Origin of the sequence: Methylobacterium isbiliense (assembly GCF_022179325.1) — a bacterium.
GTDB classification, from domain to species: domain Bacteria; phylum Pseudomonadota; class Alphaproteobacteria; order Rhizobiales; family Beijerinckiaceae; genus Methylobacterium; species Methylobacterium isbiliense.
The window spans coordinates 70,846-85,536 of record NZ_BPQQ01000011.1 but is presented as its reverse complement, the minus strand read 5'-3'; the positions used below and the strand labels follow the sequence as shown (position 1 = coordinate 85,536).

Annotated in this window: 13 protein-coding genes; 4 read left to right on the top strand and 9 right to left on the bottom strand. The window is 74.7% G+C overall.

All coding sequences use genetic code 11. The annotated features are described in order from the left end of the window. Positions 1-65 precede the first annotated feature (65 nt). From MFF61_RS05830 to MFF61_RS05790, 9 genes are all read right to left on the bottom strand, one after another. Entirely contained in the window at positions 66-293 is a 228-nt protein-coding gene (locus MFF61_RS05830; protein ID WP_238234132.1) for a hypothetical protein, read from the bottom strand. A gap of 257 nt (positions 294-550) precedes the next feature. Next, positions 551-880, bottom strand: a complete 330-nt coding sequence (locus MFF61_RS05825; protein ID WP_238234131.1) for a c-type cytochrome — start codon at positions 878-880, stop codon at positions 551-553. Continuing rightward, positions 880-1,695 carry a universal stress protein gene (locus tag MFF61_RS05820; protein WP_238234130.1) on the bottom strand — a complete coding sequence of 272 codons (816 nt, stop codon included), beginning with the start codon at positions 1,693-1,695 and terminating at the stop codon, positions 880-882. The genes MFF61_RS05825 and MFF61_RS05820 overlap by 1 nt, the downstream gene beginning before the upstream one ends. A 97-nt stretch (positions 1,696-1,792) precedes the next feature. Beyond that, positions 1,793-2,776, bottom strand: coding sequence for a zinc-dependent alcohol dehydrogenase family protein (locus tag MFF61_RS05815; protein WP_238234129.1), 984 nt, complete (start codon positions 2,774-2,776; stop codon positions 1,793-1,795). 166 nt (positions 2,777-2,942) lie between these two features. Further along, a complete protein-coding gene (locus MFF61_RS05810; RefSeq protein WP_373324615.1) occupies positions 2,943-3,425 on the bottom strand; it encodes a hypothetical protein in 483 nt (160 codons plus the stop codon). Positions 3,426-3,576: 151 nt separating this feature from the next. Further along, complete coding sequence (locus tag MFF61_RS05805) at positions 3,577-4,284, bottom strand: helix-turn-helix domain-containing protein (RefSeq protein ID WP_373324610.1); 708 nt, start codon at positions 4,282-4,284, stop codon at positions 3,577-3,579. A 279-nt stretch (positions 4,285-4,563) separates the two neighbouring features. Then, entirely contained in the window at positions 4,564-4,953 is a 390-nt protein-coding gene (locus MFF61_RS05800; RefSeq protein ID WP_238234128.1) for a response regulator transcription factor, read from the bottom strand. An 89-nt stretch (positions 4,954-5,042) separates the two neighbouring features. After that, positions 5,043-5,651 carry a response regulator FixJ gene (gene fixJ, locus MFF61_RS05795; RefSeq protein WP_238234127.1) on the bottom strand — a complete coding sequence of 203 codons (609 nt, stop codon included), beginning with the start codon at positions 5,649-5,651 and terminating at the stop codon, positions 5,043-5,045. After that, positions 5,641-7,188 (bottom strand): PAS domain-containing sensor histidine kinase, encoded by a 1,548-nt coding sequence (locus tag MFF61_RS05790; RefSeq protein ID WP_238234126.1) that lies wholly within the window; start codon positions 7,186-7,188, stop codon positions 5,641-5,643. The genes fixJ and MFF61_RS05790 overlap by 11 nt, the downstream gene beginning before the upstream one ends. Before the next feature lie 287 nt (positions 7,189-7,475). Here MFF61_RS05790 and MFF61_RS05785 point away from each other — a divergent pair, with 287 nt between their 5' ends. The 4 genes from MFF61_RS05785 (at position 7,476) to MFF61_RS05770 (ending at position 14,669) form a co-directional block, all read left to right on the top strand. Next, the gene (locus MFF61_RS05785; protein WP_238234125.1) at positions 7,476-8,318 is read left to right on the top strand and encodes a universal stress protein; all 843 of its coding nucleotides are present in this window, start codon (positions 7,476-7,478) and stop codon (positions 8,316-8,318) included. 114 nt (positions 8,319-8,432) lie between these two features. Next, positions 8,433-10,382 carry a heavy metal translocating P-type ATPase gene (locus tag MFF61_RS05780; RefSeq protein WP_238234124.1) on the top strand — a complete coding sequence of 650 codons (1,950 nt, stop codon included), beginning with the start codon at positions 8,433-8,435 and terminating at the stop codon, positions 10,380-10,382. A 127-nt stretch (positions 10,383-10,509) separates the two neighbouring features. After that, on the top strand, positions 10,510-13,131 hold the full coding sequence (gene mgtA, locus MFF61_RS05775; RefSeq protein WP_238234123.1) for a magnesium-translocating P-type ATPase: 2,622 nt from the start codon (positions 10,510-10,512) through the stop codon (positions 13,129-13,131). Continuing rightward, positions 13,128-14,669 carry a bifunctional aminoglycoside phosphotransferase/ATP-binding protein gene (locus tag MFF61_RS05770; RefSeq protein ID WP_238234122.1) on the top strand — a complete coding sequence of 514 codons (1,542 nt, stop codon included), beginning with the start codon at positions 13,128-13,130 and terminating at the stop codon, positions 14,667-14,669. The genes mgtA and MFF61_RS05770 overlap by 4 nt, the downstream gene beginning before the upstream one ends. Positions 14,670-14,691 lie beyond the last annotated feature (22 nt).

The following is a 14,691-nucleotide window of genomic DNA, read 5'->3' as shown; positions in this document are numbered from 1 at the left end:
GCTTAGGTTCTTGTTTCTTCGCAGATTTTTATCGCAAAACCGGCAACCACTTTTCCGAAATCTGCTTAGCCGCCCGGCGCGGCACCCGCGAGGGCGTCGAGATCCTCGGCCGTGATGACGCCGGGACGGCCGGCGGTCTCCGCGTTCTTGCGCTGCTGCAATTGCGAGAGGGCTCCCTCCCGGAAGCCGGTCGCGCGCAGCGCGGCCTTCGCGCTGTCGTAGATGCCCGGCCACCAGAGACCGTCCTCCACGATGGCGAATGTCCCGGTTTCGATCCTGAGCACCTCTGGCATCGACGTCTCCTTGTGCGCGGGTGGCCGGCGAAGGCCGGCCGGACGACCCGAGGCCGCCGGGATGGGCCGCGGGACGCCGGCACGCCTTGCGGTGGATCAAGTCCAGCAGCCCGTCGGCGCGAGATCAAAGGCGACTGCGGGGGAGGCGCCCCGCTCTCCCGGGCGAGGACCGGCCCGGTGCGCCGTCGCGCGACACAGGACCGGGAGGATCGCGCTTGCGGGGACGAGCCGGGAGCGGCGGCGCCGCCGCTCCCGGCTCAGCGCTCCAGGGACTTCAGGTAGGCGATGAGGGCCTGCACCTGATCCGGATCGAACCGGAATTCGGGCATGGTGGGATGACCGGTCTGGATGCCTTCGGCCAGGGCCTCGCCCAGGTCTTCGACCGGATAGCGCGTGTGAAGCTCGCGGAAGGGCGGCGCCTCGCGCAGGGGGCTCGCCCCATGGCGCCCGACCGCATGGCAGCGGGCGCAGTTCGTCCGGGCCAGGGTCTCGCCCTGCTGCACCCTGCGGTCCCAGGCGCCGGCCGGACCGGCGAGGAGCGGCGGGAGCGCGAGCGCGCCGACGAGGATCGCGGTGAGGAGGCGCATCAGTGGCTCATCAGGCAGCAGAGGGGCGTCGTCCGGAGCATGTCGCGGGTGGCGCCGCCGAAGATCCACTCCCGCAGCCGGGTATGGCCGTAGGCCCCCATGACGATCAGGTCGGCCTCTTCGCGCCGGGCGAACGCGACGAGTTCGTCCGCAATGCCCGCCGAGGGCGTCGGCAGCAGGTGCGCGGTGGCGGTGAGGCCGTAGCCGGAGAGGTACTGGGCCACATCCTCGATCCCGTCATGGTGCGCGCCCGGCCCCACCGCCACGACCTTCGCCTCCGCGGCGCCGGCGAGGAACGGCAGGGCGTCGTGAACCGCCCGGCGCGCCTCGCGCGTGTCCCTCCAGGCCACGACGACCCGCCGGGCCGAGAGGCGCTCGATTCCGGGCGGCGCGACGAGCACCGGCCGGCCGGACTCCATCAGCACCGCACCCGCCATCACGCCCATGAGGCCCGGATCCCCGTCCGCGGGGCCGTACCGGCCGACCACGACGAGATCGGCGGACCGGGCCTGCTCGGCGAGGTAGGCCAACGGGGGGGCGAGCGCGGCACGCCAGGATGTGCCGACCGCCGTCCCGGCCTCGCGCTCGAACAGGGCGCGGGCCTCCGCGAGCTGCTCGTACGCCCGGCGGTCCTCGATCTCGTAGAGGCGTTCCGCCTCGCGCGCATCGCCAACGGACAGCAGGGCGGGAACCGGCCGGGCGGCGACGCCGATCAGCCGGGCCTCGAACCGCGCGGCGATGCCGGCCGCGAGCTGCACGCGATCCGCGGCCGCGGCCCCGAGATCGAGCGAGACCATGATGGTCGAGATCCTCATGACGCCCCCCGTGCCCGGATCGTCCGGCGCGTGCAGGCACTCTCGCGCGCGCCGGCGCGGCCGGCCTTGATCCAGCTCAAGGGCGGCCGCGCCGGCGTCAGGGCACGAGCACGGCCGCGCCCTCCAGCCGTCCGGACCGGTGCGACAGGATCGCCGCGTTGGCCCGGGTCAGCGGATAGGCGCGCGTATGGGTCACGATCCCGGCGCGGGGCACGACCTCGAAGAAGGTGCGGGCGTCCTCGCGGGTCAGGTTCGCCACGGACAGCACCGCACGCTCACCCCAGAGCAGATCGTAGGGGAAGCGCGGGATGTCGCTCATGTGGATGCCGCCGCAGACCACCCGGCCCCCTTTCCGGACGGCCCCGAGCGCGGCCGGCACGAGGCGTCCGTCCGGGGCGAACAGGAGGGCGGCGTCCAGGGGCTCGGGCGGAGCCTCGTCCGAGCCGCCCGCCCAGACGGCGCCGAGAGACCGGGCGAAATCCTGCGCGCGCCGATCGTCGGGCCGCGTGACGGCGAGGACGCGCCGGCCCTGCCAGCGGCAGATCTGGGCGACGATGTGGGCGGCCGCGCCGAAGCCGTAGAGGCCGATGGTCTCGGCTGTGCCGGCCATGCGCAGGCTGCGCCAGCCGATCAGGCCGGCGCACAGGAGGGGCGCGGTGGCGACCGGATCGAGCGACGGGTCGAGCGGGATCGTGAAGGCGGCCTCGGCCACGAGGTGGGTCGCGAACCCGCCGTCGCGGGTGCAGCCGGTGAAATCCGGCCGGTCGCAGAGATTCTCGCGGCCGCTCTCGCAATAGGCGCAGCGGCCGCAGGTGTGCGCGAGCCACGGCACGCCGACCCGCAGCCCCGGGCGCGGCCCCGTCACGCCCGGGCCGAGCGCCTCGACGCGGCCGACCACCTCATGTCCCGGGACGATCGGGTAGACGGCCTGGGGCAGGTCGCCGTCGATGACGTGAAGGTCCGTGCGGCAGACCGCACAGGCCTCGACCCGGATGCGGATCTCCCCCGGACCGGGTTCGGGGTCCGGCCGGGACTCGGCCACGAGGCGGCCGCCCGGCTCCCGGAGAACCATCGCCAGCATCGGTCTCACCCTCGCCCTGCGCGCGTCGGGCGATCCCGGCCGCCGCGCGCACCGGGGCAGGGCGGCCGGCCCGCGCTCCCCGAGACGTCAATTCCGGGACGTCGACGCGGCGGCGGCGGATCGGCCTCGCCGCCCGGCCGGTGCGGACGGTCCGGTCTCGGGACCTTCACGCCGCGTCCGGGCGGTGCGGATCCATGCCTCGGCCGCGGCGGACGACCTTGAACGTGTGGAAGGCCTCGTCGCCGGCGTCGCGGATCGAGACGTACTCGCCCTCGACGAAGGCGTGCGTGCCCAGGCGGTAGCCCGGCTCGTCGTCCTCGGTGGTGCGGTCGTCGTAGTCGATCAGCCACGTCGCACCGCCCGCGCCGCCCGCGCGGTGCACGAGGCGGCCGTGGCAGTCGGGCTCACCGGTCCAGAAGCGGCGCACGCGGCACCGGTCGCGGACCTCGCGCCACAGGGCGGCATCGAGCTGACCGTCCGGCCCGAGGGGCGCGATGATCTCGTAGCCGCGTCCGGCGCTGCCTTCCGGATGCTGCGGGCAGCGCGCCAGCGTCAGCGTCACGCGGTGCAGCATCGCCTGGGACCCCGTCCGGCCAGCCCCCTCGGGCTGCGCCTCGGCCGCGGCGGGCTCGGTGGTGGCAGGGGACATGGGATGGGACACGGCGAGCCTCCTCACGGCGGAGCGATGGACCGGGCAGCTGGGAACCGGGCATTTGGCGGGCGAGCGTTCCGGTCCCTCACGAGCGCGACGCGCGCAGGCCCTCGCTCGGCAGAATCCCGCCGCGCCGGTCCGCGCTCACTCAATCCTCGATGCAGCGGCGGATCTGGCGGCGGCGCAGCGCGACGTCGCGGCTGCCCGTCCGCAGCAGGGCGCCTTCGCTCTCCAGTTGCGACAGGGTGCGCGACACGGTCTCGATGGTGAGCCCGAGATAGTCGGCGATGTCGCGGCGGGTCATCGGCAGGGCGAAGCGGCCGGTGCCGCCGAGGCGCGCGTCCACGTCCAGCAGGAAGGCGGCGACGCGCTCGACGGCGGAACGGCGGCCGAGCAGCAGCATGTGGTCCTGGGCGTGCCCCAGGCCGCGCGCCGCGAGGCTCCAGAGCCGGCAGGCGACATCGGCCCGGCCGGTCGCGACGCGCTCGATCTGCGCCCGCGAGAAGACCAGCACCCTGGTGTCCGCCAGCGCCTCGGTCGTGTGCCGGTGGGCCGGGCCGTGCTCGAACCCGAACAGGTCGCCGGCGAGGTGGAAGCCGGTGATCTGGCGGCGGCCGTCGCTCAGCACCTTGTAGGTGCACACGGCGCCGCTAACCACCTTGTAGACGAACTCGGCCTCCTCGCCCTCGCCGTAGACCTCCTCGTCGCGGGCATACGTGAAGGGCGTGCCGATGAGCTCCGGGCAATCGGCGAACAGGCCGCCCTCGTAAACGGCCGCCGGGACAGGCCGGACGCCCGCACGCGCCAGCGAGGATGTCGGCGGGGTCATCTCGGCGGTCATCGGCTTGGTCCTCATTCGTATTGAACGCGGGGCAGAGTGGCCGAGACAGGCCCGGGACGACATTCCGGGCGGTCGCTTAAGCGAGCCCCCGTAAGGGCATCTACGTAGGTGCGGCGGCCCCGGACGGCCGTTTGCGCTGGATCAAGGCGGAGGAGGTGCGGCCTGTCAGGCTCCGGGTTCAGCCGGACCGGGGAAAGCGCGCGCCGTGCTCCGTGACGCTGCGCCTTGGGCCGTTCCGCGCAAGCCGCCGCGCCCGCGAACTCCCGTGGTGGGCTGCCCGACCGCGACGGGCCGTCAAGGCCGCGCCGCCGTCCCCGTGCGGGCGCCGTCGGCGGAGAGCAGGCCGAGGAGGATCTCCAGCGCGAGCGGCTTCTCGATCACCGGCACGCCGGCCTCCCGGGCGCGCGTGCGGATGGTCGGCGACGGATGTCCGGTGATCAGGACGACCGGCGCGTGCCGGTCGACTTCGCGCAGCCGCCTGAAGACTTCGAGGCCATCCAGGTCCGGCATGACGTGGTCGAGGATGATGCAGCCCGGGCTCGGGCCGGGAAACGCCGCCAGGAGGTCGTGGCCGCTGGCGAATCCCTCGACCCGGTAGCCCTCGCTCTCCAGCAGGAAGCGGGTCGAGTGCAGAACGGCCGGGTCGTCGTCCACGACGTAGATGATGGTCTGGTTCACCGACATGATGATCGCCGCGGCAGCGAGGTCAGCGCCTCCATGAGCCCACCGTGAGGGGTGGCGCCCGCCATCGCCTTGACCTGGCTCAACCCGGCTCAGGCGAGGCCGGCCAGGACCGCCCAGCGCACCAGCTCCTGCAGGCTCCCCGCCTGCGTCTTGGCCATGAGCTTCGCCCGGTAGATCTCGACCGTGCGCGGACTGATCGCCAGCGCCCGGCCGATCTCCTTGCTGGTGCCGCCGCCGACGAGGTGGTGCAGCACCTGCCGCTCGCGCTCGCTCAAGGTGGCGACCCGGCGCAGGAAGGCCTGCAGCGCCGGATCGGCCGGTTCGGCCGGATCCGCCCGCCGCAGCGCGGAATGCAACGCCTGCAGGAGAACCTCGTCGTCGAACGGCTTCTCGATGAAGTCGCACGCGCCGAGCTTCATCGCTTCCACGGCGAGCGGGACGTCCCCGTGTCCCGTCATCATCACCACCGGCAGCGTGTGGCCGGCCGCGCGCAGCCGGCGCAGGAGTTCGAGCCCGTCGATCTCCGGCATGCGGATGTCGGTCAGGATGCAGCCCGTCCCGGCTCCCGCGAGCGCGTCGAGAAGGCGCGTGCCGTCCTCGTAGAGCACGACCTGGAAGCCCGCGGTGTCGAGCAGGAAGGCGAGCGAATCCCGCATCGCCGCATCGTCGTCCACCACGTGCACGACATCAGCCGCCATCGATCGGGCCTCCCTCCCTGGTCGCCGGCAAGGTCAGCCGGAAGGTCGCGCCCCCGTCGCCGTTGCGCTCCACCGTCAGCCGGCCGCCATGCGCCTCGATGATGGTACGGCAGATCGACAGGCCGACCCCCATCCCGCTCCGCTTGGTGGTGATGAAGGGCTGAAACAGCCGGTCGGCGATGTCGTCCGCGATGCCGGGCCCGGTATCCGACACCGCGATCTCCACCATGCGCACGCCGTGGGGCCGCGCCTCGACGCAGAGGTCGCGCCGCTCGCTCTGCTGCATCGCCTCGCGGGCGTTGCGCATCAGGTTGACCAGCACCTGCTGGACCTGCACCCGGTCGGCCAGGACCGCGCCCACGCGAGGGTCCAGCGCGACGCGCGCCGCGATCCCCTGCTCGCGGGCGCCGATCAGGGCCAGCGCGCTCGCCTCCTCGATCAGCCGCGCCACCGGTTCGGGCCGCCGGTCGGTCTCGCCGCGGGTGACGAATTCGCGCAGGCGCCGGATGATCTGCCCCGCCCGCAGCGCCTGCTCGGCGGTCTTGTCGAGCACCTCCAGGGTCTTGGCGACGGCCTCGGCATCGGGCCGGGCCAGGAGGCGGCGGCAGCCCTTGGTGTAGTTGCTGATGGCGCCGAGGGGCTGGTTCAGCTCATGGGCCAGGGTGGAGGCCATCTCGCCCATCGCACTCAGGCGGGAGATGTGGACGAGTTCGGCCTGGAGTTCCTGCAGCCTGGCCTGGGTCTGCTGGCGCTCGGTGAGATCGTTGATGAAGCCGGTGAAGAAGACCTGCTCGCCCGAGCGCATCTCGCCGATGGCGAGTTCCATCGGGAAGGTCGAACCGTCCCGCCGCTGGCCCGACACGACCCGCGTGGTCCCGATGATCCGGCGCTCGCCCGTGCGCCGGTAGCGGTCGAGGTAGCCGTCGTGCTCGCCCCGCATCGGCTCCGGCATCAGGATCCGGACGTTCCGGCCGACCACCTCGCCGGCCGCGTAGCCGAACAGGCGCTCGGCCGCCGCGCTGAAGGAGTGGATGAGGCCCGTCGCGTCGATGACCACCATGGCGTCCGGCACGGTGTCGAGGATCGAGCGCAGGTGGGCCTCGCGGGCACGCAGATCCGCCTCGGCTCGCTTCTGCTCGTCGATGCTCAGCACGACCCCGCGGTGCCGGGCCGGGCGACCGGCCGGGTCGAGCTCCACCCGCCCGCGCGAGCGCAGCCAGGTGACGGAGCCGTCGGGGCGCGGAACACGGTAATCGACCTGGTAGCTTCCACCGCGCTCCAGAGCTCCCCGGATGGCGTCCGCCCGGGCCTCCCGGTCGTCCGGGTGCACCAGGGCCTGGATCGCCGCGAAGGTGGTGAGCTGCTCGGGCGGGGCGCCGAAGAGCCGGGCGCCGGTCGGCGAGACCGAGACGCGGCCGGTCGGAATGTCCAGCGACCAAATGCAGAGGCCCGCCTCGTCAAGGGCCTGCCGGAGTTCATCCGCGGTCAGCCTGTCGCCGCCCTGCTCCGCGCCGGAGGAATCGACTGGGCTCGTCATCGCCTGCACCGCCCTGCGGGACCCGCCCCGCGGTCGCTGTCTCCGTGCGCCCCCACGTGGCCCCCGACTCCGCACCGCTCCGACGCCGGCCGATCGCTCGCCACCCCGGACCGCATCCATCCCTTGTGCACGACGCTACTCTCGGACGGGAGCCGAGGACAACTGCGGGTCGAGCCGAGCCCGCTTCACGACATTGCGGCTCGCCGCATCCGGGCGCACCGTCTTGATCCACCTCAACGCGAGGCGCGGCCCTGCAGCGAGACTGCTCTCCGTACACGGGAACGGCCATGATCGACACTCTCAGAACCATCCTGATCGCCGTAACGGAGCAGATGCAGGACGAGGCGCCGTCGAGCGCGCTCGCCTACGGCCTCTCGCTGGCCGGACAGGCCGGCGCGCGCGCCACCGTCCAGGCGGTCTCGGTCAAGCTCGTCCTGCCGCACAGCTGGATCAGCCGCTTCGTCAGGATGCTGGTCGCCGCCGAGAACCGCCGGCTGCGGAGCTTGGCGGAGGAGGTGGCCGAGCGGGCGCGCGGCGACGCCGCCGCCGCAGGCGTCCTGTGCACCACGGAGACGGACCATCTTCCCTACGACCGCGTCCTGGCGAGCTTCTCCCGCCAGTCCCGGATCCACGATCTCAGCGTGATCGACGCCGAGCCGCGCATGCTGACGGGCGACCGCGGGCTGATCGAGACCCTGCTGTTCGAGAGCGGGCGCCCCCTGATCGTCGTGCCGCGCGGCGTCGAGACCTTCGCGGGCCAGCGCATCCTCGTCGCCTGGGACGGCAGCGCCCAGGCCGCCCGCGCCCTGCACGACGCCCTCCCGCTCCTCAAGCGGGCGAACCACGTCGAGATCGTGTCGGTGGCGGGCGAGAAGGACCTCGCGCACAGCGTGCCGGGCGCCGAGGTGGCGCCGTGCCTGGCGCACCACGACGTGCCGGTGACGGTCACGACGCTCGCGGCCGAGCATCGGGACGTCGCCGGCAGCTTGCGCCGGCACGCCTCGACCGAGGGGGCCGACCTCATCGTCATGGGCGCCTTCGCGCACTCGGTGCTGCGCGAGATGGTTCTGGGCGGCGTGACGCAGGAGCTGCTCCGCTCCTGTCCGGTCCCCCTCTTCATGGCGCACTGAGCGGTGGGGCCCCCGCCCGCCGCAGCCGCCTTGCGGATCACCTGCCGGATCGCCCGGCGGCCCCGGATCGCCGCGCCGAGGATCGGCCCCTCTCGTTGGTTAAGGCGGAACGGCATGCGGGATTCCTCCAGCCTCGCGGCGCCGCCGCTCCCGGCGGGAGCCGGGCGGCGCCCGGCCGACGGGCGCGGCGGCCTGCGCCGCGGCTTCGTCGCGCTGCCGCTGCTCGGGCTGGCCGCGGGCCTCGCCGCGCAGGCCCTGGGTGCCCCGGCCTGGGCGGGCTGGATCTGGGCCGCCGCGACGCTGGTCGTGCTCGCCGCCCTCGTGGCCCAGGTCGTCGCGAGCCTCGCCCGCGGCGATGTCGGCCTCGACCTCGTCGCCGTGCTGTCGATGGGCGGCGCTCTCGCCCTGTGGCAGCCGCTCGCCGGAATCGTCATCGCCGTGATGGTGTCGGGCGGGCAGGCCCTCGAAGCCTATGCGGCGGCCCGCGCCGCGCGCGACATGACGGCGCTCCTCGCCCGCCAGCCGCGGACCGCCCTGCGCGAGGAGGCGGACGGGGCGCGGGAGGTGCCGGTGGGGGCGCTGGTCCCGGGCGACCGCATCCTCGTGCGCGTCGGCGACGTCCTGCCGGTGGACGGCCGGGTCGCGGCGGGCCGCGCGGTCCTCGATCAGGCGACGCTCACCGGCGAGGCGCTGCCCGTCCGGCACGAGGCCGGGGCCGCGGTGATGAGCGGCACCGTCAATGTCGGCACGCCCTTCACGCTCAGGGCGGAGCGGCCGGCGGCCGAGAGCACCTATGCGGGCATCGTGCGCCTCGTCGAGGCGGCGAGGGCGCAGAAGGCGCCGATGAGCCGCTTGGCGGACCGCTACGCCCTGGCCTTCCTGACCGTCACGCTGGTCCTCGCAGGGGGCGCGTGGCTGGCCAGCGGCGATCCGCTGCGCGCGCTCGCCGTGCTGGTGGTCGCGACCCCGTGCCCGCTGATCCTGGCGGTTCCGGTCGCGCTCGTGGCGGGCCTGTCGCGCGCGGCCGGGATCGGCGTGCTGATCAAGGGCAGCGGCGCCCTCGAGACCCTGGCCAAGGTGCGGGTCCTGGTCCTCGACAAGACCGGCACGCTCACGCACGGCCGCGTGCGGCTCGCGGGCATCGCGGCGATGCCGGCCTTCGCGCCGCCGGAGGTCCTGCGGCTCGCCGCCTCCCTCGACCAGGCCTCCGGCCATCCGGTGGCGCGCGCGCTCGTCGCGGAGGCGCAGGAGCGGGGGCTCGGCCTCGCGACGCCGACCGAGGCGGTCGAGTCTCCGGGCGAGGGCATCGCCGGCCGGGTCGAGGACCGCCGCGTCCTGGTCGGCGGCGCGGGGCTGATGCGCAGGCACGGCGTGGCGGTCCCGGCCGGCGAGGAGCCGCCCGGCTCGGGCACGATCCTGGTCGCGGTCGACGGGTTCTTGGCCGGGCGGCTCACCGTGGTGGATCCGCTGCGCCGCGACGGGGCCGACACGCTCGCGGCGCTGCGGGCGCGCGGCATCGCCCGGATCGTGCTGGCCACGGGGGATCGTCTGCCGGTCGCCGAGCGGGTCGCGGCCGGCCTGCCCATCGACGCCGTGGCGGCCGATCTGGACCCGGCCGGCAAGGCCGGCATCGTCGCGCAGGCGCGGCGGCACGGGGTCGTGATGATGGTCGGCGACGGCGTCAACGACGCGCCCGCCCTCGCGGCCGCCGACCTCGGTGCGGCGTTGGGCGCCCGCGGCGCGGCCGCCGCCGCGGAGGCCGCCGACGTGGTGCTGCTGGTCGACAGCCTCACCCCCCTGCCGCAGGCCATCGACATCGCCCGGCGCGCCCGCGCCATCGCCCTGCAGAGCGTCTGGGCGGGCCTGGGCCTGTCGGTCTGCGGCATGGTCGCGGGCGCCCTCGGCCTGCTGTCCCCCGTGCGGGGGGCGCTCCTCCAGGAGGCGATCGACGTGGCCGTGATCCTGAACGCGTTGCGGGTCCTGCGCGATGGGCAGGCCGGGCCCCGCTCCTCCGCTCGGCGCGAGGGCGCGGCGGATCGAAGCCCGCGCGGATCGGTCCCGTAGCATCCGGCGGCGTGCGATCGGGGGTAACGGCCCACGCGCGCAGGGTTGCTCTGGATCAAGGCCGGGCCGGGGCCGCCCGCGCAGAGTGTCCTCGCCGGCCGGACCCCGCCGGCCGGGAGCCGAGGCGATGCCGGGCAAGGTGCGGACGAGTCCTCCGACCGGGAAGGGCGACCCCGCCGCGCCCTCCGCTGCAGGCCCGGCCTTCTGGACCGTCGGGCCGGAGGCGTTGTGCGCCCGGCTCGGCTGCGGGCGCGACGGGCTGACCAGGGCGGAGGCCGCGCGCCGGCTCGCCCGCCATGGTCCCAACAGCGACGCCCCGGCCCGGCCCGACGGCGCCCTGAGGGCGATCCTGCGCCGGATGGTCGAACCCTTCGCCCTCATCCTGCTCGCCGCCGGTGGCGTCGCGATCCTCACCGGCGACTGGGGCGGGGGCGCCATCATCATCGCCATCCTGACGCTCTCGATCGGCCTCGACACGGTGCAGGAGGGGCACGCCGTCCGCGCGGCGGAGGCCCTGCGGCGCTCCGTGGCGCTGAAGGCGGAAGCCAAGCGCGACGGCGTCTTCCGGACCATCCCGGTCGATCAGGTGGTCCCCGGGGACGTGATCCGCGTGCGGGCGGGCGACATCGTGCCCGCCGATGCCCTGGTGCTCCAGAGCGCGGCCTTCGCGGCGTCGGAGGCGGCACTGACCGGCGAGCCCTATCCGGTCGAGAAGCGTCCCGGCCCGGTCGCCGCGTCGAGCCCGGCCGAGGCCGCGAATGCCCTGTTCCGCGGCGCGGTGGCGCAGAGCGGGGAGGCGGTTGCCCTCGTGGTCGCCACCGGCCGCGCGACGCTGTTCGGCGCGGCTGCCTCGTCCCTCGCGGAGGCGGCCGCGCCGTCGCCGTTCCAGCGCGACCTCAGGGATTTCGGGCTGGTGATCGCGCGGCTGACCCTCCTCCTGGTGGTCGGCGTCCTCGCGATCCGCGTCGCCCTGGGACGGCCGGTGCTCGACTCGCTCCTTTTCGCGGTGGCCTTGGCGGTCGGCCTCACGCCCGAGTTGCTGCCGATGATCACCACCGTGACGCTCTCGCGCGGGGCGCTGCGCATGGCGCGGCGCAAGGTCATCGTAAAGCGCCTCGCCGCCATCCACGATCTCGGGGCGATGACGGTGCTGTGCACCGACAAGACCGGCACCCTGACCTCGGCGCAGATCGCGCTCGCGGGCAGCCTCGATCCGTCGGGCGCGCCCGATCCGCGTCCGGCCCGCCTCGGCGCCGTCGCGGCCGCGCTCGGCGGCGACCGCTCGCCCCTCGATGCCGCGCTGGTCCGCGGCGGCGATGCGTCCCCCGGGGCGTGGCGGCGCCTCGGCCAGCGCGCCTTCGACTACGCGCGCCGCACCGGCTCGGTCCTGGCGGAGGGACCGGAGGGGCGGCTCCTGATCGTCAAGGGCGCGCCGGAGGCGGTGCTCGCCCTCTGCACGGCCCGGCGCGCCGGGACCGGCACGGCGCCCCTGGGCGGGCCCGAGCGCGAGGCGGTCCTCGCGCAGCAGGTCCGCCGGCTGGCCGAGGCGGGTCAGCGCAGCATCGCGGTGGCGACGCGGCCGGTCTCAGGGCCGGCCGACACCGCGGAGGCAGACCTCCTCCTCGAGGGGTTCTGCGCCTTCGCGGACCCGCCGAAACCCACCGCCGCGGCGGCCGTGGCCGATCTCTTCGCGGCCGGCGTCAAGGTCAAGATCCTGTCGGGGGACGATCCCGTGGTGGTACGGCGCCTCGCCGGGCTCGTCGGGCTCGGTGCGCACGCCGTGCTGTCGGGGCCGGAGGTGGCGGCCCTCGGCGACGAGGCCCTCGCCGTCCGGGTGCGCCGTGTGGACGCCTTCGGGCGGCTCGCGCCCGACCAGAAGGCGCGCATCGTCAAGGCGCTCCAGGCCGACGGGGAGGTGGTCGGCTTCCTGGGCGACGGCATCAACGACGCCCCCGGCCTGCGGCAGGCGGATATCGGCCTCTCCGTCGACGGGGCGAGCGGCGTGGCGCAGGCCGCCGCCGACATGATCCTGCTTGCCCCCGACCTGGAGGTGGCGGCGGCGGGCGTCGCGGAGGGACGGCGGACCTTCGCCAACATCCTCAAGTACATACGTATGGGGGCGAGTTCGAACTTCGGCAACATGCTGTCGATGGCCGTCGCCGCAGCGGCGCTGCCGTTCCTCCCCATGCTGCCGATGCAGATCCTGCTCAACAACCTGCTCTACGACCTCTCGGAGGTCGGCATTCCGTTCGACCGGGTGCAGCCTGAGGCGGTGGCGCGGCCGCAAGCCTGGGACATGGGGGCGCTGCTGCGCTTCGCGGCCGTGATGGGGCCGCTCTCGTCGCTGTTCGACCTCGCCACCTTCGGGGTTCTGCTGCTCGCCTTCCAGGCGAGCCCGGAGGTGTTTCGCACCGCTTGGTTCCTCGAATCCATGGCGACGCAGATCCTGGTCATCGTCGTCATCCGCACCCGTGGGCGGCCCTGGCGTGACGGGCCGGGCGGGGCGCTCGCCGCCTCCTCGCTCGCGGCCCTCTCGGTCGCCCTCGCGGTGCCGTTCACGCCGCTCGGCCCCCGGCTCGGCTTCGAGGCGCCGCCGCCCGCGGTGCTCGCCGCGGTCGCGTTGATCACGGCGGCCTATCTGGCGGCGGCCGAGGGGGTGAAGCCCTGGGCCATCGCCGCCCCGCGCCGGAAGCGGCCCGCCCGCGGCGCAGCAGGCGGCCCTGACCGGGCGCGGTGGAGGATGCGATGACGGCCGCCGACCAGAGCGACACCGTGGCGTTCCTGATGCGGCTCCTCGCCGGAGAGGGGCGCATCGAGCGGATCGATACCCACATCTCGACCGTGCTGATGGCGGGCGACCGCGTGCTCAAGCTGAAGCGGGCGGTGCGCTTTCCCTTCCTCGACTTCACGACGCCGGAGCGGCGGCTCGCCGCCTGCGAGGCCGAACTCGCCGTGAACCGCCGCACCGCACCGAGCCTCTACCGCCGGGTGCACCGGATCACCCGCGGGCCGGACGGCGACCTCGTCCTGGACGGGCCGGGGCCGCTCGTCGACGCGCTGGTCGAGATGCGGCGCTTCCCGCAGGCCGACCTGTTCGACCGCATGGCGTGCGACGGGCGGCTCACCCCGGCCCTCGTCGCCGACCTCGCCCATCGCCTCGCCGGCTTCCACGCGGCGGCACCGGCGAGCCGGGACCACGGCGGGGCGGCGGCCATGGCCGACCTCATCGCGCTCAACGACCGCAGCCTGCGGGCGAGCGGCCTCGTCCCGGATGGGGAGGCCGCCGCGCTGGCGGCCGCCTTCCGGGCGCGGCTCGCCCGCCACGCCGCCCGGCTCGACGCGCGGCGCGCCGCCGGCAGGGTCCGCCGCTGCCACGGCGACCTGACCCTGCGCAACATCTGCCTGTTCGAGGGTGTGCCGACGCCCTTCGACGCCCTCGAATTCGACGAGGACCTCGCCACCACCGACATCCTCTACGATCTCGCCTTCGTGCTGATGGACCTGTGGCACCGCGGCCGGCCCGGCCTCGCGAACCTGCTGTTCAACCGCTACCTCGACGAGACGGACGATGCGGCGGATGCGGGGCTGATGCCGTTCCTGATGGCGCTCCGGGCGGTGATCCGCGCGCACGTGTCGGCAAGTCAGGCATCGGACGCGGTCGGGGAGGCCGGGGCGGCGCTGCGCCGCGAGGCGCAGGCCTACCTGTCGCTCGCGCGCGAGCTTCTCGCCGAGTTCCCGGCGACGCTCGTGGCGATCGGGGGCTTCAGCGGGACCGGCAAGTCGACGCTCTCCTCCGCCACGGCGCCGTGGCTCGGCGCGCCGCCGGGCGCCCGCATCGTCGGCAGCGACCGCATCCGCAAGCGCCTGCACGGGGTCTCGCCCCTGACGCGGCTGCCGCCTGCCGCCTATGCGGCGGAGGTGTCGGAGGCGGTCTACGCGGCCCTGCGCGCGCAGGCCGCCGGGGTGCTGGCCGGCGGCGCGCCGGTGATCGTCGATGCGGTCTTCGATCGGCCGGCCGAGCGCGAGGCCGTCGCGGCCCTGGCGGCCGCCTGCGGCGCGGCGTTCCGGGGCGTGTGGCTGGAGGCGCCCGTCGCGACGCTCGGCGGGCGCATCGCCGCCCGGCGGGACGACCCCTCCGACGCCACGCCCGACATTCTGGCCGCCCAGGCGCGCCGGGATTGCGGGACGATCACGTGGCGCCGGCTCGACGCGCGGCTCGCCCCCGAGACGCTGCGGGCGATGATCCTGGCGGCGGACGGAGCGGGGCCGGCCCCGGACCCCGCATGAGGCGCGCACGAAGGCCGTCGCT

Excerpts from the sequence above, each read along its gene's own strand:
- MFF61_RS05830 (WP_238234132.1), bottom strand. The coding sequence starts at position 293 with ATGCCAGAGGTGCTCAGGATCGAAACCGGGACATTCGCCATCGTGGAG.
- MFF61_RS05825 (WP_238234131.1), bottom strand. The coding sequence starts at position 880 with ATGCGCCTCCTCACCGCGATCCTCGTCGGCGCGCTCGCGCTCCCGCCG.
- MFF61_RS05820 (WP_238234130.1), bottom strand. The coding sequence starts at position 1,695 with ATGAGGATCTCGACCATCATGGTCTCGCTCGATCTCGGGGCCGCGGCC.
- MFF61_RS05815 (WP_238234129.1), bottom strand. The coding sequence starts at position 2,776 with ATGCTGGCGATGGTTCTCCGGGAGCCGGGCGGCCGCCTCGTGGCCGAG.
- MFF61_RS05810 (WP_373324615.1), bottom strand. The coding sequence starts at position 3,425 with ATGTCCCCTGCCACCACCGAGCCCGCCGCGGCCGAGGCGCAGCCCGAG.
- MFF61_RS05805 (WP_373324610.1), bottom strand. The coding sequence starts at position 4,284 with ATGAGGACCAAGCCGATGACCGCCGAGATGACCCCGCCGACATCCTCG.
- MFF61_RS05800 (WP_238234128.1), bottom strand. The coding sequence starts at position 4,953 with ATGTCGGTGAACCAGACCATCATCTACGTCGTGGACGACGACCCGGCC.
- fixJ (WP_238234127.1), bottom strand. The coding sequence starts at position 5,651 with ATGGCGGCTGATGTCGTGCACGTGGTGGACGACGATGCGGCGATGCGG.
- MFF61_RS05790 (WP_238234126.1), bottom strand. The coding sequence starts at position 7,188 with ATGACGAGCCCAGTCGATTCCTCCGGCGCGGAGCAGGGCGGCGACAGG.
- MFF61_RS05785 (WP_238234125.1), top strand. The coding sequence starts at position 7,476 with ATGATCGACACTCTCAGAACCATCCTGATCGCCGTAACGGAGCAGATG.
- MFF61_RS05780 (WP_238234124.1), top strand. The coding sequence starts at position 8,433 with ATGCGGGATTCCTCCAGCCTCGCGGCGCCGCCGCTCCCGGCGGGAGCC.
- mgtA (WP_238234123.1), top strand. The coding sequence starts at position 10,510 with ATGCCGGGCAAGGTGCGGACGAGTCCTCCGACCGGGAAGGGCGACCCC.
- MFF61_RS05770 (WP_238234122.1), top strand. The coding sequence starts at position 13,128 with ATGACGGCCGCCGACCAGAGCGACACCGTGGCGTTCCTGATGCGGCTC.